This window comes from Brevundimonas sp. UBA5713, from assembly GCF_002419815.1.
GTDB lineage: Bacteria > Pseudomonadota > Alphaproteobacteria > Caulobacterales > Caulobacteraceae > Brevundimonas.
The window spans coordinates 44,605-66,038 of sequence record NZ_DIGV01000028.1 but is presented as its reverse complement, the minus strand read 5'-3'; the positions used below and the strand labels follow the sequence as shown (position 1 = coordinate 66,038).

At 62.7% G+C, this 21,434-nt stretch carries 18 protein-coding genes; 7 read left to right on the top strand and 11 right to left on the bottom strand.

Translation table 11 applies throughout. The features are described 5' to 3' along the window. Nucleotides 1–7: 7 nt before the first annotated feature. Nucleotides 8–1,003 (top strand): DUF6607 family protein, encoded by a 996-nt coding sequence (locus B3B04_RS07405; protein WP_292041524.1) that lies wholly within the window; start codon nucleotides 8–10, stop codon nucleotides 1,001–1,003. Between the two features lie 134 nt (nucleotides 1,004–1,137). Here B3B04_RS07405 and B3B04_RS07400 read toward each other — a convergent pair whose 3' ends face one another. The 5 genes from B3B04_RS07400 to petA form a co-directional block, all read right to left on the bottom strand. Continuing rightward, nucleotides 1,138–2,727: a M28 family peptidase gene (locus B3B04_RS07400; protein ID WP_292041522.1), complete on the bottom strand. Its 1,590-nt coding sequence runs from the start codon at nucleotides 2,725–2,727 to the stop codon at nucleotides 1,138–1,140. A gap of 104 nt (nucleotides 2,728–2,831) precedes the next feature. Next, nucleotides 2,832–4,469, bottom strand: a complete 1,638-nt coding sequence (locus tag B3B04_RS07395) for a M28 family metallopeptidase (RefSeq protein WP_292041520.1) — start codon at nucleotides 4,467–4,469, stop codon at nucleotides 2,832–2,834. Between the two features lie 144 nt (nucleotides 4,470–4,613). After that, nucleotides 4,614–5,465: a cytochrome c1 gene (locus tag B3B04_RS07390; RefSeq protein ID WP_292041517.1), complete on the bottom strand. Its 852-nt coding sequence runs from the start codon at nucleotides 5,463–5,465 to the stop codon at nucleotides 4,614–4,616. A gap of 23 nt (nucleotides 5,466–5,488) precedes the next feature. After that, complete coding sequence (locus tag B3B04_RS07385) at nucleotides 5,489–6,787, bottom strand: cytochrome b (RefSeq protein WP_292041514.1); 1,299 nt, start codon at nucleotides 6,785–6,787, stop codon at nucleotides 5,489–5,491. A gap of 17 nt (nucleotides 6,788–6,804) precedes the next feature. Further along, a complete protein-coding gene (gene petA, locus B3B04_RS07380; protein WP_409514405.1) occupies nucleotides 6,805–7,359 on the bottom strand; it encodes a ubiquinol-cytochrome c reductase iron-sulfur subunit in 555 nt (184 codons plus the stop codon). A gap of 196 nt (nucleotides 7,360–7,555) precedes the next feature. On the opposite strand from petA, the gene B3B04_RS07375 reads away from it, so the two are divergent. Next, nucleotides 7,556–8,011 (top strand): tRNA (cytidine(34)-2'-O)-methyltransferase, encoded by a 456-nt coding sequence (locus B3B04_RS07375; RefSeq protein ID WP_292041508.1) that lies wholly within the window; start codon nucleotides 7,556–7,558, stop codon nucleotides 8,009–8,011. 109 nt (nucleotides 8,012–8,120) lie between these two features. Here B3B04_RS07375 and B3B04_RS07370 read toward each other — a convergent pair whose 3' ends face one another. Next, a complete protein-coding gene (locus B3B04_RS07370; RefSeq protein WP_292041505.1) occupies nucleotides 8,121–9,383 on the bottom strand; it encodes a dipeptidase in 1,263 nt (420 codons plus the stop codon). A gap of 157 nt (nucleotides 9,384–9,540) precedes the next feature. Here B3B04_RS07370 and hemF point away from each other — a divergent pair, with 157 nt between their 5' ends. After that, nucleotides 9,541–10,419: an oxygen-dependent coproporphyrinogen oxidase gene (gene hemF, locus B3B04_RS07365; RefSeq protein ID WP_292041504.1), complete on the top strand. Its 879-nt coding sequence runs from the start codon at nucleotides 9,541–9,543 to the stop codon at nucleotides 10,417–10,419. Nucleotides 10,420–10,475: 56 nt separating this feature from the next. Here the strand turns inward: hemF and B3B04_RS07360 are convergent, their stop codons facing one another. Together B3B04_RS07360 and rlmJ are read right to left on the bottom strand one after the other, a co-directional pair. Beyond that, nucleotides 10,476–11,207 (bottom strand): type 1 glutamine amidotransferase, encoded by a 732-nt coding sequence (locus tag B3B04_RS07360; protein WP_292041501.1) that lies wholly within the window; start codon nucleotides 11,205–11,207, stop codon nucleotides 10,476–10,478. Between the two features lie 111 nt (nucleotides 11,208–11,318). Continuing rightward, on the bottom strand, nucleotides 11,319–12,140 hold the full coding sequence (rlmJ, locus tag B3B04_RS07355; protein ID WP_292041498.1) for a 23S rRNA (adenine(2030)-N(6))-methyltransferase RlmJ: 822 nt from the start codon (nucleotides 12,138–12,140) through the stop codon (nucleotides 11,319–11,321). 48 nt (nucleotides 12,141–12,188) lie between these two features. Between rlmJ and B3B04_RS07350 the strand changes: the two genes are divergently transcribed. Both B3B04_RS07350 and B3B04_RS07345 read left to right on the top strand, forming a co-directional pair. Continuing rightward, nucleotides 12,189–12,536, top strand: coding sequence for a hypothetical protein (locus B3B04_RS07350; RefSeq protein ID WP_292041495.1), 348 nt, complete (start codon nucleotides 12,189–12,191; stop codon nucleotides 12,534–12,536). A gap of 85 nt (nucleotides 12,537–12,621) precedes the next feature. Then, the gene (locus B3B04_RS07345; RefSeq protein ID WP_292041493.1) at nucleotides 12,622–13,032 is read left to right on the top strand and encodes a hypothetical protein; all 411 of its coding nucleotides are present in this window, start codon (nucleotides 12,622–12,624) and stop codon (nucleotides 13,030–13,032) included. Nucleotides 13,033–13,078: 46 nt separating this feature from the next. On the opposite strand, the gene tdh is transcribed toward B3B04_RS07345, so the two are convergent. The 3 genes from tdh to B3B04_RS07330 are packed head-to-tail and all read right to left on the bottom strand — an operon-like array spanning nucleotide 13,079 to nucleotide 16,212. Next, nucleotides 13,079–14,110 carry an L-threonine 3-dehydrogenase gene (gene tdh / locus B3B04_RS07340; protein WP_349679365.1) on the bottom strand — a complete coding sequence of 344 codons (1,032 nt, stop codon included), beginning with the start codon at nucleotides 14,108–14,110 and terminating at the stop codon, nucleotides 13,079–13,081. A gap of 20 nt (nucleotides 14,111–14,130) precedes the next feature. Continuing rightward, complete coding sequence (locus tag B3B04_RS07335) at nucleotides 14,131–15,336, bottom strand: glycine C-acetyltransferase (RefSeq protein ID WP_292041490.1); 1,206 nt, start codon at nucleotides 15,334–15,336, stop codon at nucleotides 14,131–14,133. Between the two features lie 54 nt (nucleotides 15,337–15,390). Further along, complete coding sequence (locus B3B04_RS07330; RefSeq protein WP_292041487.1) at nucleotides 15,391–16,212, bottom strand: DUF4232 domain-containing protein; 822 nt, start codon at nucleotides 16,210–16,212, stop codon at nucleotides 15,391–15,393. A 172-nt stretch (nucleotides 16,213–16,384) separates the two neighbouring features. On the opposite strand from B3B04_RS07330, the gene B3B04_RS07325 reads away from it, so the two are divergent. Together B3B04_RS07325 and B3B04_RS07320 are read left to right on the top strand one after the other, a co-directional pair. Further along, nucleotides 16,385–18,484, top strand: a complete 2,100-nt coding sequence (locus tag B3B04_RS07325; protein WP_292041485.1) for a TonB-dependent receptor domain-containing protein — start codon at nucleotides 16,385–16,387, stop codon at nucleotides 18,482–18,484. Nucleotides 18,485–18,705: 221 nt separating this feature from the next. Continuing rightward, the gene (locus B3B04_RS07320; protein ID WP_292041484.1) at nucleotides 18,706–21,417 is read left to right on the top strand and encodes a TonB-dependent receptor; all 2,712 of its coding nucleotides are present in this window, start codon (nucleotides 18,706–18,708) and stop codon (nucleotides 21,415–21,417) included. Nucleotides 21,418–21,434: the final 17 nt, after the last annotated feature.

Here is a 21,434-nt window from a genome sequence, read left to right as displayed (position 1 = left end):
ACTGCCTATGATTGCTCCCGCTCTACCCCAGCGCAAACGCCGCGCCCTCCTGATGGCCGCCGCCCTTGTGGCCGCGCCCATCGCCCTGCCTGCCCTCGCTCAGGCCCAACCCCCATCCGCCACGGTCCCCGCCAGCGCGTTCGAGCGCGACCGTCAGGCCATTCTGGCGCAAGCGGGCCAATACCGCGTGCATTTCGAAATGCGCGAGAACGTCAGCTTTGATCCCGACTATGACCCGCTGGAGGAAAAACTGTCCGGCGGGGCCGAGATCGTGCGCGTGGTGTATGACGAAGGCGACCGCATCAGCCTGCAGCACATTCTGGTCATGCAGCACGGCGAAGAGACGGTGGTGGTCAAGCACTGGCGTCAGGACTGGGTCTATCAACCCCAGTCGGTCGTCACCTATGAAGGCCCGAACCAGTGGCGACTGACGCCAGTGTCCGAACAGGACCGTCAGGGTGCGTGGTCCCAGACCGTCTGGCAAACCGATGACTCGCCCCGCTATGGCGGCGTCGGTCGCTGGACCTATGACAATGGTCTCAGCATGTGGACTTCCAATCCAACGTGGCGTCCGCTGGCGCGCCGCGATGCCGTGCGCAATCCGGTCTATGACCGCTATCTGGGCATCAACCGCCATGTCCTTCGTCCCGGCGGCTGGGTCCATCTGCAAGACAATATGAAGATGTCGGGCCGTCAGGGCGCGCCCGTCGCCATTGTGCAGGAAGACGTCATCAACACCTATGAGGCCTCGACCTCCTATTCGCCCCAGCCCGGAGACGATTACTGGGCTGCGACCAAGGGATTTTGGGCGGCCATCCGCGCCAAATGGGACGAGGTGCTGGCCCGCGACGGGGGCATCTATGTGCCCGAGGAAGCCGCCACCGGCACCGTCACCGGCACCCCGCTGATGGAACTGGCGCAAAAACTTCAGGACGGCGAGGTCACAGAGGCCGCCGCCATCGAACAAGGCCGCGCGATCATCGAGCGCGCCACCCGACGCTAACAGGACCTATCTCATCCCTCGAGGTCCAGTTAGTCAAAAGCCCACGCGCCGCAGCGCGTGGGCTTTCTTTTATTTAAGTAGGTTGTTCCTATCGCTCGCCTCGCGGAGGCTCGCTACTTGAGGAACGGGTCGCCTTACTGACGGGCCGTGTTGGTGCGGGCGCGGACTTGGCCGAACTCCGACATAGGCTTCCACTGCGGCCAGCTGTTACCCTCGGCCAGATCGCGAGCCAGACGATACAGCAGGGTCAGGTTCTGGATCGCCGAGTCGAACTTCAGCTCTTCGGACCATTCGTCGGTCGGGCGGTGATAGTCGGCGCGGAACTTGTCATCCCATGCCTTCTTGCCGACTTCCTTGCCGCCTTCGACCCAGTCGATACCGTGCCACGGCATCAGGGCCGGAACGCCCGCGCGCGCAAAGGCAAAGTGGTCCGAGCGGAAGTAAAAACCCTGCTCCGGCTGGCCGTCATCCGAGACATAGCGGTTCTGGGTTTGCGCCAGCGCCTGCAGCTCGTCTTCCAGCGTGTTCTGGCCCTTGCCGAAAATTGGCAGGTCGTGGGTCAGGCCGGTGATCGGCAACATGTCGATGTTGATGTTGGCGACCGTGGTCTCCAGCGGATAGACCGGATCAGCCGCATAGGCATAGGCACCCAGCAGGCCCTGCTCTTCTGCCGTCACATGCAGAAACACGATGGAGCGCTTGGCCGGACCGGCCTTGGCGAACTGGCGCGCCATTTCCACAACGCCGACCGTGCCCGAGGCATTGTCCCACGCGCCGTTGAAGATCTTGTCCTCGCCGGGGGCATTGTGGTTCACGCCCACGTGGTCCCAGTGGGCCGAGAAGACGATGGTTTCGTCAGGACGCTCAGTGCCCGGCAGACGGGCGATGAAGTTGCTGGTGCGCAGGATTTCCTTGGTTTCCTCGGCGCTGGCCGAGAAGCGCACGTTCAGGTCCTGCGGCTTGAAGACGCCAGCGGGCGTGTTCGGCGTCACCGAGTCCAGATCAATGCCCCAGCTACGGGCCAGTTCGGACGACATCGTACCGGTCAGTTGCAGCTCCGCCGAGCCGGGCGACAGTGTCCGCTGGCGGCTGTTGAACTGGGCCTGACGGCCCATGTCGCCGCCGGCCACAGACAGCACGGCCACCGCGCCACGGCGGAAAGCCTCATCCTGCTTGTATCCTGCCGAGGAATAGTGGGTGCGATACTGGCCGTTGAACAGTTCGCCATCCGGCTCTCCGCTCAAGACCACGACCACCCTGCCGCGCACATCGACATTGCCATAGTCGTCCCACGAGCGTTCCGGCGCGGTGATGCCGTAGCCGACGAATACGACAGGTGCGTCCTGCACCTGTCCCTTGCCGTTGGAGTTCATGGCCCGCAGCAGCAGTCCGCTGTCGGGAGCCAGGGCCTTGACCGAGCCGTCGGCGGCCTTGACAGACGCGGTCGGCTCTCCGACGGGCGTAAGGCGCAGCAGCTCGATGGTTTGCAGCCACTGGCCGTTCGGGCCACCGGGCTCCAGCCCCATCCCCTCATACTGGGCCTGCAACCAGGCCAGCGTCTTCTCTTCGCCCTCGGTGCCCGGATAACGACCCGCGAATTCGTCGGACGCAATGACGCGAACCTGATCAGAAATGGCCTGAGCCGAAAAATCCTGAGCCGCAACAGGCGCCGCAGCGAACAGCAGCGCCGCAAAAGCCACGCTACGAAGAAGATGACGGGTCATAGAACCTCCACTCGTGCCCCCACCTCTGTGGCACGCCCCTAAGCTTAGGGCGATCCCATACAGGATCGCCCCTTACAAGTCTGTAATGTTACGCTTTTACGCGCTTACTGACGCTTATCGGCACTCTCGGCACGGATGGTCGAGAACTCCGAGGTCGGCTTCCACTGCGGCCAGTCGTTCGAGTTGGCCAGCGCCAGACCCACTTGGTACGACACTTCCATGTCCTGGATCATGCCACGCAGATCCCAATCCGGCGACCATTCGTCGGCCACCTGGTGATAGCCGATCTGGCCATAGCGGGTCTGGGCCGCCACGCGCGGCTCGATCGGCGCGTCGATGAAATCACCGGCCGAGTTGATATAGGCCATCGGCACACCACGGCGCACCAGCGGGAAGTGGTCCGAGCGGAAGTAGATGCCCGCCGCCGCACCGGCGTCCGGCACAATGCCGCGCCCTTGCGACTGGGCCACCGCCGACAGACGGTCATCCAGATCTGAATGGCCAAAACCGGTGATGTTCAGCTTGTCCTTGCGGCCATAGACGTTGGCGGCGTCGATGTTGAAACCGGCCACCGTGGTTTCCAGCGAATACAGCGGATTGGCCGCATAGTATTCCGAACCCAGAAGGCCGGACTCTTCACCCGTGAAGGCGATGGCCACGATGGAGCGTTCCGGGCGCGGGCCAGCACCAAAGCGACGGGCGATCTCCACGATGGCAATCGTGCCCGAGGCATTGTCGACCGCGCCGTTGAAGATGCGGTCGCCGTTCACGCCCTCACCCGCGTCAACGCCGATGTGGTCCCAGTGGCCGCCGTACAGGATGGTTTCGTCGGGACGCGTAGTGCCTTCCAGACGGGCCACCACATTGTGGGTGACGATCTGTTCGGAGGCGATGTCCATCGACGCATCCAGCGTGGCCTTCAGTTCCACCGGCTGGAAGTCGGCGCGGCGGGCCAGACGCTTCTGCTCTTCGAAATCGAGACCGGCAGCAGCAAAGATCTGCTCGGCCACGTCACGCTGCACCCAGCCCTCAACCGGCACGCGTTCGGCGGCAGGATTTTCGCGCAGGATGTCGAACTGCGGCACCGACCACGAGTTTTGAACCGTGGTCCAGCCATAGGCGGCAGGGGCGGTTTCGTGCACGATCAGCACGCCGGCAGCACCCTGACGGGCAGCCTCTTCATACTTGTAGGTCCAGCGACCGTAATAGGTCATGGCCTTGCCGCCGAAGGTGTTCAGTTCCGGCTCTTCAAAGTCCGGATCATTGACCAGCACGACGATGATCTTGCCGCGCACATCGGTCTTGAAGTCGTTCCAGTTGCGCTCCGGCGCATTGACGCCATAGCCGACGAACACCAGCGGCACGTCCTTCAGATCGACATTGGCCCCCGGCAGGCGCGACGACAGGGTCACTTCCTGGCCTTGGGTCAGGGTGCGGGTCTGGCCGTCCTGTTTCAGGGCCGCGCGGATGTTGGAGCTGGCGATGCGGTTCAGGGTCACGGCCTGCGTCCAGCCACCGTTCTCGCCGCCCGGTGCGAAACCGGCTTCGGCAAACTTCGCGCTCAGAAAGTCGATGACCTTTTGCTCGGCAGGCGTGGCGATGCCCCGACCCTCGAAGCTGTCATCGGACAGGATGCGGATTTCCTCGCTGATACGGGCGGCGTCGAATTCCTGAGCCATGGACGGGGCGGCCATCAGGGCCGTGGACAACGCAATGGCAGCAGCAGTGGTGAACAGGCGCATGAAGCCTTCCCTCCTTGAAACGTGGCCGTGACCCTATGCGGCCCTCCCCGACCTGTCGAGTGCGCGGGTACCTTGTTTCGACAAAGAAAAACCCCGCCGGATCGCGTCCGGCGGGGTCTTGTCTTTTATCTTGTCGGAGGTGGCTTAGTGGGCCACGCCCTTCCAGATGCGACGGTACGAAGCGTAGGTGATACCGGCGAAGAGGATCAGGAAGATCATCACACCGAAACCGGTCTGCTTGCGCTCCACCATCTTCGGCTCGGAAGCCCAGGCGATGAAGGCTGCAACGTCCTTGGCCATCTGGTCGACGGTGGCCTCGGTGCCATCGTCATAGGTGACCTGACCAGCGCGAAGCTGCGGCGGCATGGCGATGAAGCCACCCTTCGGGGCCGGACCTTCACCTTCCCAGAACGGGGTCAGATCGCCAGCCATGTACGGGTTGTAGTACTGGCCCGCGCTCATCTTCAGGCCTTCCGGCGGGGTCACATAGCCCGACATCAGCGAGTAGATGTAGTTGGCACCGTCATGACGGGCCTTGGCCATTACCGACAGGTCGGGCGGAGCCGCGCCGCCGTTACCGGCAGCCGCCGCCGTGGCGTTCGGGTACGGGTTCGGGAACTTATCGGCTGTCGTGGCGTCGCGCATGATGGCTTCGCCGGTTTCGGAATCGATGTCCGGAACCTGCAGTTCAGCGGCCAGAGCCTTCACGACAGGGTTGTCGTTCGGGTTCGAGTATTTCGGATCCCAGAACGGGCCGTGCTTGTCGCCAAGGTTACGGAAGTGCAGCAGCTCCATGCTGTGGCACGCCGAGCAAACTTCGCGATAGACCTTGTAGCCGCGCTGCAGCTGGCCCTGATCGAAGGTACCGAACGGACCTGCGAAGCTGAAGCCACCGTTGCGCGGATGCTTGGCCTCGCCAGCCGCGAAGGCCGGCGAAGCAACAGCAGCGATACCCGCAGCAGCCGCGACAGAGATGATGATCTTACGGAAGGACATCTTTTTCTCGTTGTGCATCGCTCTTAGGCCTTCTCAGCTTCGGTCGAAGCCAGAACCGGCTCCGAGATCGTTGCCGGGATCGGCAGCGGCTTCTCCTTGAGACCGATGAGCGGCATCAGGATCAGGAAGAAGACGAAGTAGTAGGCCGTCAGCAGACGGGTCAGCCACAGATAGGAGTTCAGCTGGCCGTCGATCAGGTTGAAGCTCGGCATGCCCGGAACCACCGGAGCGTCCGGCAGCTGTGCGCCGCACCAGCCGAGGCCGAAGCAGACGAACAGGAAGATGATGAAGAAGGTCTTCATCGTCGGGCGGTAGCGCATCGAGCGCACCTTGGACGTGTCCAGCCACGGCAGGACGAACAGCACGCCGATCGCCGCGAACATCGCCACAACGCCACCGAACTTGTCCGGAACAGCGCGCAGGATGGCGTAGAAGGGCAGCATGTACCACTCGGGCACGATGTGTGCCGGGGTCACCAGCGGGTTAGCCGGGATATAGTTGTCGGCGTGGCCCAGTGCGTTCGGGTTGAAGAACACGAAGGTGGCGAACAGGATCAGGAACAGAATGATCGCAAAGCCATCCTTGACCGTGAAGTACGGGTGGAACGGCAGCATGTCTTTCTTTTCGCGATCCTTGGGGATCAGGATGCCGACCGGATTGTTCTGACCGGCAGCGTGCAGAGCCCACAGATGCAGCACCACGCAGCCGAGGATAACGAACGGCAGCAGATAGTGCAGCGAGAAGAAGCGGTTCAGGGTCGCATTGTCGATGGCCGGACCACCGCGCAGCCACACCAGCACCGGCTCACCGATAACCGGAATAGCGCCGATCAGGTTGGTGATAACCTCTGCGCCCCAGAACGACATCTGGCCCCACGGCAGCACGTAGCCGAGGAAGGCGGTGGCAATCATCAGGAAGAAGATCACGCAGCCGATGATCCAGATCATCTCGCGGGGGGCTTTATAGGAGCCGTAGTACAGGCCGCGCAGCATGTGCAGATAGACGGCGATGAAGAACATCGACGCGCCATTGGCGTGCACATAGCGGATCAGCCAGCCGCCCGGAACGTCGCGCATGATGCGCTCGACCGAGGCAAAGGCCAGATCGACGTGCGGGGTGTAGTGCATCACCAGAACGATGCCGGTGATGATCTGCGTCATCAGACAGATGGCCAGAATGCCGCCGAAGGTCCACCAGTAGTTCAGGTTACGGGGGGTCGGCAGGTTGGCGTAATCCATGCCGAAACGGATGATCGGCAGGCGGGTGTCCATCCACCGCTCAATAGCGGTTTTCGGGACGTAGGTGGATTCGTGATTGCTCATGGGTCCTCGGTACGTCCTCAGCCGATCTTAACGCGGGTATCGGACAGGTATTCATAGTCCGGCACGACGAGGTTCAGCGGAGCCGGACCCTTACGGATGCGACCCGAGGCGTCGTAGTGCGAACCGTGGCACGGGCAGAACCAGCCGCCGTACTCACCGGCGTTGAAGGTCGGCACGCAACCCAGGTGGGTGCACGAACCGATGACGACGAGATATTTCTCGTGGCCTTCCTTGGTACGCTCGGCGTCGGTTTCCGGCGGCGAACCGACGGCACCTTCGGCCTTGACGGCTGCCAGCTCGGCGGCGGTGCGGTAACGCACGAACACCGGCTTGCCTTGCCATTTGATGACGACCTGCTGGCCTTCTTGCACCTTGGAGACGTCGAATTCGATCGACGCCAGTGCCAGGGTGTCGGCAGCCGGGCTCATCTGATTGATAAGCGGCCAGGCGATCATTACGCCTGCGCCCGCTGCGGCAGCGCCTGCAGCGATGTGGATGAAGTCACGGCGAGTGGCTTCGCCACCACCGTTTTGGCCTTCAGGGCCCTCAGGATTCACGACCGATTCGGCCACGCGTCTCACCTCTGCAATCCGATCGGCCCCGCTAAACGCGGGTATCCCGTCGGCATGAACCTCACTAACGAAGCGCTACCTTTGCCATCAGGCCTTGATTTCGACCACCCCATGCCAAGCTGTAGACACAACTTGAGAAGAAGTCGCAACAAAACCCGCGACAAGAGTCCACCCCGCGCGTAGAGTGGGCCTTAGAATGCGTCTCGCTCTTTTTCAACCTGATATCCCGCAGAATGTGGGGGCATGTATCCGTCTCAGCGCCTGTTTTGGCGTCGAATTGCACGTGATCGAACCCACCGGTTTCACCTTCGACGACCGCGCCATGAAACGCGCGGCGCTCGACTATGGCCCGCTGTCGCACATGACGCGGCATGCCGATTGGGACCAATTTGTAGCCAATCGCCCCGCTGGACGACTTGTCCTCTTGACCACAAAAGGCGCCACACCGCTGCCCGATTTCGAGTTTCAGCGTGACGATATCCTCTTGTTTGGCAAGGAAAGCGCGGGTGCGCCGGACTATGTCCACGCCGCAGCCGATGCGCGCGTGGTGGTCCCTTTGCGGCCCGAGGCGCGCTCTTTGAACCTGTCGGTCACCGCAGGCATCGCCCTGTGGGAAGGCCTGCGCCAGACCGGCCATTTCGACGCCGGATAAACAAAAAGGAGGGCGACAAAATCGCCCTCCCCTTCTCTTGTGAAAAAACTCGAGCTTAAGCCGATTTTTTTCAGCGCTTATGTCATGACACGCGAATGTGTCCGTCGCTTCAACCGTTTGGCAGGCGCGAAAGATTCGGGCGCTCGCTCTGTTTACGGGCTGCAACGGCCTCAACACCGCGCATCACGCGCAGCATGTTCTCGCCCGTCAGCTTGCGGATATCCGCATCGGTCCAGCCGCGCTTGATCAGTTCGGCCAGAATGCGCGGATAGGCGTCCACCGCCTCCACCCCGACCGGCAGGCTGTCCACGCCGTCAAAGTCACCGCCCAGCCCCACATGGTCGATGCCCGCCTTGTCGCGGACGTACTGGATGTGGGCAACCACATCGTCCAGCGTGGCGCGCGGCACCGGATTGGCGGCCACCCACTCGGCCAGCTCGCGGCGGACACGTTCCGGATCGCCGGGATGCAGGCTGTTCAGACGCGCTTGCTGGGCGACGCGGTTCGCGCCCCACTCACGGACCTGCTCATTGATAAAGCCCGGCACGAAGGTGACCATGACGATACCGCCATTGGACGCCATCAGACCCAGTACATCGTCGGGGACATTGCGCGGGTGGCCCGTGACGCCCAGCGCCGAGGAGTGCGAGAAGATGACCGGCGCTTCGGACACGCGAATGGCGTCCTTCATCGTTTCGGCCGAGACGTGGCTCAGGTCCACCATCATGCCGATGCGGTTCATTTCCTTGACGACTTCCTCGCCAAAGGCGTTCAGGCCGCCCCACTTTGGCGCATCCGTGCCTGCATCGGCCCAATTGGTCGACTTGGAGTGGGTCAGTGTCATGTACAGCGCGCCCGCGCGGCGGAACTCGCGCAGCAGGCCAAGGCTGTCGTCGATGGAATAGCCACCTTCCATACCGATCAGGCTGGCGATCTTGCCCTGACGGTGAATGCGCACGATGTCATCGGCCGTGGTGGCCATTTCGAACACGTCGGGGTGGGCCCCGATGATGCGCTTGACGGTGTCGATCTGCTCGAAGGTCGCCTTGGCGGCTTCCAGCTGGCTCATATTAGCCGAGACATAGACCGACCAGAACTGACCGCCCACGCCGCCTTCGCGCAGACGCGGGATGTCGGTGTGCAGACGGGTGCTCATCGACAGGTCGGTGGTCAGGTCCACGCCATGCACGTCATTGCCATAGCCCTGACGGATGGCCCACGGCAGGTCGTTGTGGCCGTCGATCAGCGGCGTGCGACGCAGGATCTGGCGCACGCGCGCATCCACGGCCGCATCGCTGGTCTGCGCCAAAACCGGCGTCGCCGCCGTCAGGGCCGTCACCGCCGCAGCGGCCATCATCAATTTGCGGATCATCGCATCCCCCGGTTCAAAAACTACGGGTCTCACGCTGGCATATGTGAGGCGGTTAGGAAACGGGTCTGATCCAGATCAAGGGCAAAACCTTTGCCATGCGGCATCACCACTGCATCCTCGGACTGTTCACCGAGCCTGCATCGTGGTTGAAGCCCCTATGACCGAAATATCTCCCGAACTGATGATCGAGCGGCGCCAACGCGCCCGCGTCTGGTTTGAGACCCTGCGCGATCAGATCCATGCCGGTTTCGAGGCGTTGGAAGACGCTGCCTCGCCGGAGTTGTATCAAGGCGAAGCGGGTCGCTTCGTTCGCACGCCGTGGGACCGCCCTGCCGGCGGCGGTGGCGTCATGGGCATGATGTCGGGCCGTCTGTTCGAAAAGGTTGGCGTGCACTGCTCGACCGTGTTCGGCGAGTTTCCGGCTGACTATGCCAAGAATGTTCCGGGCGCTGCGGAAGACCCTCGCTTCTTCGCCACCGGCATCAGCCTGATCTGCCATCCGGTGAACCCGAATGTTCCGGCGGTGCATATGAACACCCGCTTCATCGCCACGACCGAAAGCTGGTTCGGCGGCGGCGGCGACCTGACGCCAGTGCTGAACGCTGACCGTCGTGACGACCATCCCGACACGATCGCCTTCCACGCGGCCATGAAGGACGCCTGTGACCGCCACGATCCGGAGTACTATCCGAAGTACAAGGCATGGTGCGACGAGTACTTCTTCCTGCCCCACCGCAACGAGCCGCGCGGTACGGGCGGCATCTTCTATGACCACCACAACACCGGCGATTTCGAGAAGGACTTCGCCTTCACCCAGGACGTCGGCAAGAACTTCCTGAAGGTCTACTCCGACATCGTCGCAGGCCGCATGAACGAACCGTGGACCGAAGAACAGCGTGAAGAGCAGCTGATCCGCCGTGGCCGCTATGTGGAGTTCAACCTGCTGTATGACCGCGGCACCATGTTCGGCCTGAAGACCGGCGGCAATACGGAGTCGATCCTGTCGTCCATGCCACCCGTGGTGAAGTGGCCTTAAGGCTAGGACACTGAGAACAAAGGCCCGCTGCATCCCCTGCAGCGGGCCTTTTTCATTCAGATGCCCGAACCGTCCAGTTCAGTCGGCGGCGGGGTCAGCAGCAGGAAGGCTCTGATCCAGGCTGTCAGCACGGCGCGGTCATTGGGCCGCTTCAGGCTCTCGACCGCCTCGTCCACCAAGGCATCCGGAATAATGCTGCCCCGACGCAGTTCCGTCAGGGCGGCGGCATAGGCGGGCTGAAACTCGGGGTGGCACTGGAAGCTAATGGCATTGTCGCCATAGGCCAGGCCCGCATAGGGCGTGAAATCACACCGTGCGATGACGCGCGCCTCGGGCGGCGGTGCCACCACCTGATCCTGATGTGAGACGGCGATGGATAGCCGGTCCTTGCGGGGATGCATCCACGGCTCGGTGCTGGTCACATCATAGGTGTGCAGCCCGACGCCCCAGCCCTTATCGACCTTCTCGACGCGCCCGCCAAAAGCATGGGCCATGATCTGGTGACCGAAACAGATGCCCAGCAGGCGGGTGCGGTCCTGCGCCTGTCGTAGCCACTGGGTCAGGGCCGGAATCCACGGACGGTCTTCGTAGACGCCCGCCGCCGATCCGGTGACGATACAGCCCGTATAGACCGACGGATCATCCGGCAGGTGTCCGCTCTGGACATCAAACCGCTCCGTCGGCGTATCTTCGCCCAGCAGGGCGCGGAAACGTGCCGGATAGTCGTCGAACTTGTCCCTCAAAGCCTCCGGCGGGTGGCCGGTTTCGAGGATGGCGATACGCGTCATAACCCGTTGATCCAAAGGTCACTTGTCCCCTTCACAGTGGCAAGCACACGTCGCGGGCGCAATGGGGCGAACCCTTAGCTTTCGTATCGCATAGCCCAGAAAGTCTAAACCTTAGCTGGCGCGCCAGATCTCGGCGCGGGCCTTGTCCTCGCCCAAGGTTTCCGCCACCCATCCGCAGATTTCCGCCGCAGCCGCATCCGTGCCGGACGGCGCATTGACCACCGTCATGGTGCAGCCGTTCATCTTCATCGGATTGTTGAGCGGACGCAGGCGCGCCTCGGCCACCAGCACGCGCGGGGCCTTGGCCTGCTCCAGACGGCGGATAAAGCCGTCGAAGGTTTCCATGTCTTTCAGCGGCGTCCAGATGGCGACAACGGCCTTGGGGTCACGTTTAACGATGGTGGCGGCGGTCTCTGCCGAGCGGATATAGTCATCCCCCCGCTCGAACGGCGGGTCGATCAATACTAATGGAGCTTGCAGCTTGGTCGCGGCCAGACGGGTCAGGTCATAGCCATCGCCTTCAAAGCCATTGGCGCGCGGATAGTCTTTCAGCGCCTCGTCCAGCAGGGCCTTGACCGGAGGATTCAACTCGAACCCGCGATAGTGGCTGCCGTCTTTCAGCGCCCGCGCGATCAGCAGCGGCGAGCCGGGATAGAAGCGCACCTCGCCCTTGGGATTAAACGCCGCCACCTCTTTGGCCAGCGCCTCGATCAGGGGCGGTCGGTTGTCGGCGGTCATAAGGCGGGCCACCCCAGCCTCCGCTTCTTTTGATCGAACCGCATCGCCGCTCAGATCGTATAGGCCTGCACCCGCATGGGTATCCAATACGGTCACAGGCCCGCGCGACTGCCGCTCCTGCAACAGCCACAGAACAAGGGCGTGTTTGACAAGGTCGGCGAAATTTCCGGCGTGGAAGCTGTGACGATAGTTCATGATGCCGCTCGTCTCCCGACGCGGGGCCAAGGTCAAGGAAAACCGTCGATGTGGCTCGACCACCCCTGCATATCGGACGAAGAACGCACCCCGCCCGATGCCGTGATCGAGGCCGCCAACTATGGCATCGACCTGCGCCGCGAACACAAACGCGGCGGCACCGAAGTGGGCCTCGAGCGCGCCCGCCGCCTGTCTGCGGGCGAGCGGGTCAGCGATAAGGACATCAAGACCATGTACGCCTGGTTCGCGCGCCACGCCGTCGACAAGAATGGCCAGTTCTGGGGCCACCCGACCAAGCCCTCGGCAGGCTATATCGCATGGCACCTGTGGGGCGGGGATGCGGCTCAGGCATGGATTGAACCGTTAAGAGAGCGGTTGAGAGGCGTCGGCATCTAGGCCCTGCCTGACAACCTTAATTTGAAAGAACAGTATTATTCAATTAGTGAATGTACCCTTAAGCTTAGCCATAAGGAAGGCTCCCATGCCTCATTCACTGTCGAACATGTTCTTGCGTCTCGCCGTTGTCGCAGCCCTGATCGGCATGATCTGGGGCAATGTGATGGGCGCGACCCATAACTACACCACCTCCACCGCCCATGCGCATTTGAACATGCTGGGTTGGGTGTCGATGGCGCTCTACGGCCTTTACTACCGCGTGCTGCCTCACGCCGCCGTGGGCCGCCTGCCGCAACTGCATCTATGGGTCAGCGCGCTCAGCCTGTTCATCATGGTGCCGTGTCTGACCATTGTGCGGCTGGCCTATCAACCCGCCCTGCCCTTCGCCGAGCCACTACTGGCGCTGTCGGGCATTACCATGCTGGTGAGCATGCTGGTGTTCGTGGTGGTAGTGTTCAAATCCACGGCAGGCACCAGCCATCCCGCCACGACATAAGGCTCCTACAAAAAACCCCGCCGTTTCCGGCGGGGTTCTTTAGCTCTTAGTCCCAGTTGAGGATGACCTTGCCGGACTGGCCGGACTTCATCGCCTCGAAGCCTTCGCGGTACTGGCTATAGTGCAGCTGGTGGGTGATCAGAGGTTGCAGGTCCAAACCGGCTTTCAGCAGGCCCAGCATCTTGCGCCATGTGGTGAACATCTCGCGGCCATAGACGCCCTTGATGTTGATGGCCTTGAGGATGATCTGGCCCCAGTCGGTCTCGGTCGGCTTGGACGGAATACCCAGCAGAGCCAGACCGCCACCCATGATCAGGGTGTCCACGCATTGCTTGAAAGCAATCGGCGAGCCGGACATTTCCAGCGCCACGTCGAAACCGACCTTCAGGCCCAGTTCCTTCATGACGTCGTGCAGGTCTTCCTTGGTGGTGTTCACGGTGCGAACGCCCGGCACAACTTTTTGCGCCAGTTCCAGACGGAAGTCGTTGATGTCGGTCAGCACCACAGTGCGCGCGCCGGCGTGACGGGCCACAGCGGCGGCCATGACGCCAATCGGGCCTGCGCCCGTCACCAGCACGTCCTCACCCAGCAGGTCGAACTGCTGTGCGGTGTGAACAGCATTACCGAACGGGTCGAGAATGGCACCGATCTCATACGGTACATCATCCGGCAGCTCGATCACGTTGAAGGCCGGAGCCACAACGTATTCGGCGAAACAGCCCTGACGGTTCACGCCAATGCCGCGCGTGTGCGGATCGAGGTGGAAGTGACCGGCGCGGGCGGCCTCGGAGTTCAGGTCGATGACGTGACCCTCGGCCGAGACGCGTTGGCCGATCTTGAGCGGACGATCGACTTCCGAGCCGATGGCAACGATGTCGCCGGCGAACTCGTGGCCGGTGATCATCGGCACCGGCACGTTCTTTTGCGACCACTCGTCCCAGTTCCAGATATGGATGTCGGTGCCGCAGACGGCGGTGCGACGCACTTTGATCAGAACGTCTTCCGGACCCATTTCAGGGATCGGAGCCGTAATCTGTTCCAGACCTTCGGCCGGTTGCGTCTTGGCAAGGGCCTGCATGTCACCAGTGGGGTAGCTGGTCATTTGATTACTCCAAGTTCCTTACCCGCTTGGGTGAAGGCTTCGACCGCGCGGTCGATTTGTTCGAAAGTATGGGCCGCAGACATCTGGGTGCGGATACGGGCCGCGCCGCGTGGCACCACAGGGAAGCTGAAGCCGATCACATAGACGCCCAGTTCCAGCAGGCGCGCCGCCATGTCCTGCGCCAGCTTGGCATCGCCCAGCATGACCGGAATGATCGGGTGCTCGCCCGGCAGCAGGTCAAAACCGGCTTCGGCCATCTTCGAGCGGAAGCGCTGGGCATTGGCGAACAACTGGTCACGCAGCTTGTCGCCCTCTTCGCCCGCCGCGATACGGATGGCTTCCAGCGATGAACCACAGACCGCAGGGGCCAGAGCGTTCGAGAACAGATAAGGACGCGCGCGCTGCTTCAGCAGGGCCACGACATTAGCGCTGGCGCAGATAAAGCCGCCCATCGCCCCGCCCAGCGCCTTGCCAAAGGTGCCGGTGACGAAATCGACCTTCACGCCATTATGCGCGAACGAGCCACGGCCCTTCGGACCCAGGAAGCCCGTGGCGTGGCAGTCATCGACCATGATGAGCGCGCCATACTGGTCGGCCAGCTTGCGGATCTCATCCAGCTTGCCGATGTAGCCGTCCATCGAGAAGGCACCGTCGGTGGCGATGATGATGTCGCGCGCACCGTCTGCACGGGCCTGTTTCAGCTGGGCCTCAAGGTCGGCCATGTCAGAGTTGGCGAAGCGGTAACGCTTGGCCTTGCACAGGCGCACGCCGTCGATGATCGAGGCATGGTTCAGGCTGTCCGAGACAATCGCATCCTCGGCCCCGAACAGCGGCTCGAAGATGCCGCCGTTGGCATCGAAGGCGGCGGCGAACAGGATGGTGTCCTCAAAGCCGAGATAGTCGGCAATGGCGCGTTCCAGTTCTTTGTGGATTTCCAGCGTGCCGCAGATGAAGCGGACCGAGGCCGTGCCGGCGCCCCACTTTTCCTGCGCCTTGATACCGGCCTGCGTGACGCGCTCGTCACCGGCAAGGCCCAGATAGTTGTTGGCGCAGAAGTTCAGCACATCGCGGCCATTGACCGAGATTACCGGCCCCTGACGCGAGGCAATCACGCGCTCGGGCTTGGTCAGGCCCTGAGCATCGATATCAGCCAGCTCGGCCGACACGCGTTCATAGAATGCAGGATTCGCAGATTGGGTCATGTTTGCTCGCTACGCTGAATTTCGAGAGTATTAAACCCCAGTCGCGTGCGACGCCTAGTCGATTTTTTGCGGCTCCAACGTGGAAGGTCGATAGGGCGACAACTCTACCCCGCGCCCGCAGGCCTCAAAGTTCTGGGCCACAGGCGTCAGGGCACCGCCTCCCGGCGCGGTCACAACCATACCCGTCACAGCGGGGCAATCCGTCTGGCCCTTGCTCTCGTCCGGAATGACGCTCCAGCCGATATGGAACATAACGGGGCGTTCTGCCGTCAGGGTTACGCGATCAGACATATCCTGCGGGCCGAAATAGCTGTCCGTCGTGTGGTGCACCTCTGGCGGGGCCTGCGTCCCGAACCCTTCCAACCGTACAGCAGGCCATGCGGGCAGCAGGCAGGATTGACGCCCCTTCAACACAACCTCGAATGTCTGCTGGCGATGGCCCATGCCTGCGTCGGTTTCTCCCGGACGAAGATCCAGTTGCTCGGCACGGCACGGGGCCAGCCCCGGCATAGGCGCCGCCGAAGCCTGCTGACGCGAACAGATCTCGATGACTTGACCGGCTTGATACAGACGCGCCGTCTCGGTGCCGTCGGCCTCCGCCACCACCCAGCGATACTGGCCATTCTTATAGGCCGCGCCCGTGGGCACAGCCTCGGGCTGCAAGGTCAGGTCCTGATTGTCATATTTAACATGCGCCGCCCGTCCCGCATCAACGGTCACGTCGACAGCCTTACCGCTCTCACACTGAAACGATGCAGTCGACACCTCCGGCGCGGCAGGGGCCCGCAGAGGGCTGTCCGCGGGGGCCGCAGCCTGTTCCTGACACGCCGCCAACAGCGGCAAAACCCATAGAACCGAAGCTTTCGACTTGACCATTCCTGCCTTCCCGCAGCCGCGCCTGTGCGGCCTTGTGTCCCTCACAACGCCCCGCCTCGCCGGTTCGCTCCAAATATTACAAGAATGATACTTGCGATGTGATATACTATAACATATCACTCGATGGCGCTCTTCGAGGGGGGCGAGATTGTCATTCCGTGGGATATGTATCGTGACGACCAAGCGACTTCTTCTTTCAGCGACTGTGCTTTCCGTCATGAGCGTGTGCGGCACCGCACAGGCCAAGGATCAGACACGCGGCCAAGATCCGCACGACCATGTGACCGAGGTCGAGGAAGTGGTTGTTCGTGCCCTGCCTCTGGGCCGCAGCGGTGATGATGTCGGCTCCCACGTCGCCCTGCTGAGCGGTGATGATCTGGTCCACCGTCGCACGTCCACACTCGGCGACACCCTGTCCAGCCTGCCGGGCGTCAACTCCGACGCTTTCGGCGGCGGGGCCAGCCGTCCGGTCGTGCGCGGCCAGACCAGCCCGCGCGTCAAGGTCCTGAGCGAGGGCGCTGCCCTGATCGACGCCTCGGAAGTGTCTCCCGACCACGCTGTGTCCGGCGAGCCACTGCTGCTGGACGGCATTGAAATCCTACGCGGTCCGGCGGCCCTGCTCTACGGTGGTGGTGCCATCGGCGGCGCGGTCAACCTGCTGGACAAGAAGATCCCGACCCGCATCCCTCAAAACGGTGGTGAAGGCGTGATCGAATACCGCCACGGCACCGTCGACAATGAAGACGCCGGTGTCGTCGGCGTGACGGTCGGCGCGGGCCAGTTCGCCCTGCGCCTTGAAGCCGTGGGCCGTCGCAGCGACGACTATCGCATTCCGGACTCTGACGAGAAGCGTCTGGATGGCAGCTATAATAACACCTTCACCGGCACCATCGGGGCCTCGTGGATCGGCGACAAGGGCTATCTGGGCGCGGCCTATACCGAACAGTCCAGCACCTATGGTCTGGCCGGACACAGCCACGAGTTCGCCTCCTGCCACCCGCATGGCACCCACTTGCACTGCGGCGGACATGACGATCATGGCCACGGCGGCCACGATCACGGCGACGATGACCACGGCGATGATCACGATCACGATCATGACCATAATCACGACCACGCCGCGCCCGAGGTTCGCCTGAAGAGCAAACGCGTCGACGTTCGCGGCGAGATCAACAATCCGTTCAGCGGCGTCGAGCGCATCCGCCTGCGCGCGGGCCACACCGATTACCGCCATTCCGAACTGGAAGAAGGCGAGACTCTGACCACCTTCACCAACAAGGGCTATGACGGTCGTCTGGAAGTCCAGCACACCGAGTGGAACGGCCTGCGCGGCGTTATCGGTGCGCAACTGAGCCACAGTGACTTTGCCGCCGTGGGTCTGGAGTCCTACCTGCGCCCGACCGAGACCGACGCCTTGGGCATCTTCCTGATGGAAGAATACGAAATCGGCCAGTGGCACCTTGAAGGGGCGATCCGCAAGGACTGGCAGGAAACCGCTCTGGACGGTCAAAAGGCCATCGAGCATGACCCGTTGTCGCTGTCGGCCTCGGCCGTGTGGCATTTCACGCCGGGCTATTCGGCGGCCTTGTCGGTGGCCCGCTCGCAGCGCGCCCCCTCGGCACAGGAACTGTTCGCCAAGGGCGTTCACCTGGCGACCAATACCTATGAGATCGGCACGGCTGATCTGGACCTCGAAACGGCCCACTCGGTCGAGCTGACCCTGCGCAAGCTGGAAGGCAATCTGACCGGTTCGGTCAGCGCCTATCACTACGATTATTCGGACTACATCTTCGCCAATACACTGGATCGCCACGAGGATTTCCGCCTGATCCGCTATGAACAGGCCGATGCCCGCTTCACCGGCATCGAGGCCGAACTGACCCAGAAGCTGAACCCGTGGCTGAGCGCGACGGTCTTCGGCGACTATGTCCGCGCCGAGCTGAAGGGTGGCGACAAGCTGCCGCGTATTCCGGGCGGTCGTCTGGGCGCGCGCCTGTCGGCCTTCCAGGGCCCGTGGTCGGGTGATGTTGAGTACACCCGCGTGTTCAAACAGGATCGTATCGCCGACTATGAAACCGAGACGCCGGGCTATGATCTGGTCAATGCAACCTTGGCCTATGACTTCGACGTTTCGGACACCATCGGCGCTCAGGTCTTCCTGCGCGGCGCGAACCTGCTGGACGAAAAGGCCTGGAGCCACGCCTCCTTCCTCGGCGAGCGCGTGCCCCTGCGCGGTCGCAGTCTGACAGCGGGCGTTCGCGTGCGTTTCTAAAATAACACTAGGTTGAAAATCTTGAGGGGCGGGATCGACGGATTCCGCCCCTCAATGCGTTTCAGACCATGACGCGCCCGCGAGATCGGTTAACCGCGTGAATATGCCGCTACGCCGACTAACCGGTTCAGGCGACGTTCACAGGCTTGGTCTACGGTCAGGGCCAAACACATTTCTTCTCCGGTCACATTACGGTCCGGCGCACAACACGGGATCCCCCAATGTCGCCTGTTACGCTTTTGCTTGCTCTGGCTTCCGTCTCCTCCCCCATGGCGGACGCCTCCATCCAACAGCAACAACCCGAGCCCGCGCACGCCCCCGTGCAGGAATCCTCTCAGCAGACGGACGAGGAAACCTATGACCTCGGCACGCTGTCGGCGGTTACCACGTCCCGCCGTGGCGCGGCACTGGGTGGCTATGAGCCCGAAGCGGTTCTGGATGCCGAACAGCTGAAAGCCTATGGCGCGGGCACCATCGAAGAACTGATGACCCTGCTGGAGCCGCTGACCCGCTCCTCGCGCGGCGGCTCGCCTGTCTTCCTCGTGAACGGTCGCCGCATCTCGGGCTTCCAGGAAATCCGTGGCATCCCGCCCGAAGCCATCGAACGCACCGAAATCCTGCCCGAAGAGACCGCCCTGTCCTACGGCTATACTGCCGACCAGCGCGTGGTGAATTTCGTGCTGAAGCAGGACTTCCGCTCGGTCGCCTTCCAGGGCCAGATCAAGCGCCCCGAACAAGGGGGCCGGACCCAGTCAGAGCTGGAAACCAATATCGTCCGCATCGGTGGCACACAGCGCTGGACGCTGGACATCGAATATGAAGCCGATAGCCCCCTGTACGAGACCGAGCGCAGCATTGTGCGCGAAGCGGGGGCAAATCCGTTCGACCTGCGTGGCAATGTCACCGGCCTGAACGGTGGCGAGATTGATCCGGGCCTGTCGGCCCTGCTGGGTCAACCGGCCACCCAGGCGGCCCTGAACGGCAGCGGGGCGTCGCTGGCCGACTTCGGTCTGGGTGCCCGTACCGATAACCTGACCGCCTATCAGACCATGAACCCGCGCCGTCGCAACTATGAGGTCAGCGGCTCCTATAAGCGCGATCTGGAAAGCGGCATCGGCCTGACCGTCAGCGGCAGCGTGGAACAGACCAACCGCCTGTCCTATCTGGGCCTGCCCGGCGTGACGCTGAATCTGCCGTCCAGCAGCGCCTTCTCGCCGTTCGCCAACGAGGTTCTGGTCAACCGCTTCATCGACGCGCCGAATGCCCTGTCGCGCGACAGCGACACCCTGTCGGCCAACATCAACGCCTTGGCCGACGGCTATCTGGGCGAATGGCGATGGACCGTCAGCGGGGCCGTGCGCCGCACCGAGACCGAGACTATCACCGGTCGCGGTCTGGACACCACCGGCCTGCAAAGCGCCGTCACCGCAGGCACCGTCAATCCGTTCGGCGATTTGGGCGTACTGCCGCGCATCGCCAATGACGAAGCCAAGTCGATCAACACCTCGGCCAATGTCGAGGGCGTGATCAACGGCACCCTGTGGCAGGCCCCTGCCGGTGCTCTGATCTCGACCTTCAAGGCCGGTTTCGACACCCAGAAGCAGGAAGCCGAAAACCTGCGCGGCGGCGTGTTCACCGACCGCAGCCTGTCGCGTGACCGTTTCAGCGCGTCGGGCAATTTCAACATGCCGCTGTTCAGCCGCGACATGGAAGGCATCGGCAAGCTGGGCGAACTGTCGGCCAACCTGAACCTGCAGTTGGAAGATCTGTCGGATTTCGGTGCGCTCAACAAATGGACCGTCGGCCTCAACTACTCGCCCATCGATCCGCTGACCTTTACGGCCTCGTATGCCGGGGAAGAAAACGCGCCGTCCATGGCCCAGTTGAACGACCCGACCCTGACTACGCCCAACGTGCCGGTCTATGACTTCGTCACGGGTCAAAGCGTCATTATCAACCGGATTGAAGGCGGCAACGCCGGCCTGTCCGCCGAGGACAAGTCCGTCCTGCGTCTGGGCGTGAACTGGAAGCCGCTGCAAGACAAAGACCTGCGCTTTACCGCCAACTATACGCGCACCAAGACGGACGGCGTGATCGCCTCCTTCCCGACCATTACGCCGGACCTCGAAGCGGCTCTGCCTGAACGATTCCAGCGCGATGCGGCGGGTAATCTGCTGTCGATCGACGCGCGCCCGCTGAACTTCGACAACAGCCTGCGCGAGGAAATCCGCTGGGGTCTGAACTTCTCCACCCCGTTCGGCAAGCCTGATCAAGCGGCCATGGCGCGTGCGCGTGGCGAAGGCTTGCAAGGCGGACCGGGGGCCGGTGGTCGCGCAGGCGGTCCTCCGCCTTCGGGTGGTGGAGCTCGCATGGGCCCGCCTTCGGGCGGTGGAAGTCCGCGCATGGGCGGTGGCGGTGGCCGCGGTGGACGCGGTGGCCAGATGATGCCGGGCCAAGGCCGCTTTAACGTCAGCCTGTACCACACCTATCGTATGACCGATGAGCTGACGATCCGCTCGGGTCTGCCGACCATCGACCTGCTGGACGGTGGCGCAACGGGTTCGCGCGGCGGGCAATCGCGTAACGAGCTTCAACTGCAGGCCGGTGTGTTCAAGAGCGGCATGGGCGGCTTCCTGAACGCCAACTGGTCCGAAGGTACCCGCGTGGCCGGTGGCAACTCTGGCGACCTGAACTTCTCCGATCTGGCGACGGTGAACCTGAACCTGTTCGCGGACCTTGGCCAACGCACCAAGCTGGTCGAGCGCTTCCCGTGGCTGACCGGTGCCCGCGTGTCGGTGGGTATCGAAAACATCTTCGACGAGCGCCAGAAGGTCACGGACGCACAGGGCAATACCCCCCTGTCCTATCAGCCGGACTACATCGACCCGATGGGCCGCACTTTCCGGATCAACTTCCGCAAGATCATCTTCTAAAAGAAAAGGCCCGCTCA

Excerpts from the sequence above, each read along its gene's own strand:
- B3B04_RS07405 (WP_292041524.1), top strand. The coding sequence starts at position 8 with ATGATTGCTCCCGCTCTACCCCAGCGCAAACGCCGCGCCCTCCTGATG.
- B3B04_RS07400 (WP_292041522.1), bottom strand. The coding sequence starts at position 2,727 with ATGACCCGTCATCTTCTTCGTAGCGTGGCTTTTGCGGCGCTGCTGTTC.
- B3B04_RS07395 (WP_292041520.1), bottom strand. The coding sequence starts at position 4,469 with ATGCGCCTGTTCACCACTGCTGCTGCCATTGCGTTGTCCACGGCCCTG.
- B3B04_RS07390 (WP_292041517.1), bottom strand. The coding sequence starts at position 5,465 with ATGTCCTTCCGTAAGATCATCATCTCTGTCGCGGCTGCTGCGGGTATC.
- B3B04_RS07385 (WP_292041514.1), bottom strand. The coding sequence starts at position 6,787 with ATGAGCAATCACGAATCCACCTACGTCCCGAAAACCGCTATTGAGCGG.
- B3B04_RS07375 (WP_292041508.1), top strand. The coding sequence starts at position 7,556 with ATGCGTCTCGCTCTTTTTCAACCTGATATCCCGCAGAATGTGGGGGCA.
- B3B04_RS07370 (WP_292041505.1), bottom strand. The coding sequence starts at position 9,383 with ATGATCCGCAAATTGATGATGGCCGCTGCGGCGGTGACGGCCCTGACG.
- hemF (WP_292041504.1), top strand. The coding sequence starts at position 9,541 with ATGACCGAAATATCTCCCGAACTGATGATCGAGCGGCGCCAACGCGCC.
- B3B04_RS07360 (WP_292041501.1), bottom strand. The coding sequence starts at position 11,207 with ATGACGCGTATCGCCATCCTCGAAACCGGCCACCCGCCGGAGGCTTTG.
- rlmJ (WP_292041498.1), bottom strand. The coding sequence starts at position 12,140 with ATGAACTATCGTCACAGCTTCCACGCCGGAAATTTCGCCGACCTTGTC.
- B3B04_RS07350 (WP_292041495.1), top strand. The coding sequence starts at position 12,189 with ATGTGGCTCGACCACCCCTGCATATCGGACGAAGAACGCACCCCGCCC.
- B3B04_RS07345 (WP_292041493.1), top strand. The coding sequence starts at position 12,622 with ATGCCTCATTCACTGTCGAACATGTTCTTGCGTCTCGCCGTTGTCGCA.
- tdh (WP_349679365.1), bottom strand. The coding sequence starts at position 14,110 with ATGCAGGCCCTTGCCAAGACGCAACCGGCCGAAGGTCTGGAACAGATT.
- B3B04_RS07335 (WP_292041490.1), bottom strand. The coding sequence starts at position 15,336 with ATGACCCAATCTGCGAATCCTGCATTCTATGAACGCGTGTCGGCCGAG.
- B3B04_RS07330 (WP_292041487.1), bottom strand. The coding sequence starts at position 16,212 with ATGGTCAAGTCGAAAGCTTCGGTTCTATGGGTTTTGCCGCTGTTGGCG.
- B3B04_RS07320 (WP_292041484.1), top strand. The coding sequence starts at position 18,706 with ATGTCGCCTGTTACGCTTTTGCTTGCTCTGGCTTCCGTCTCCTCCCCC.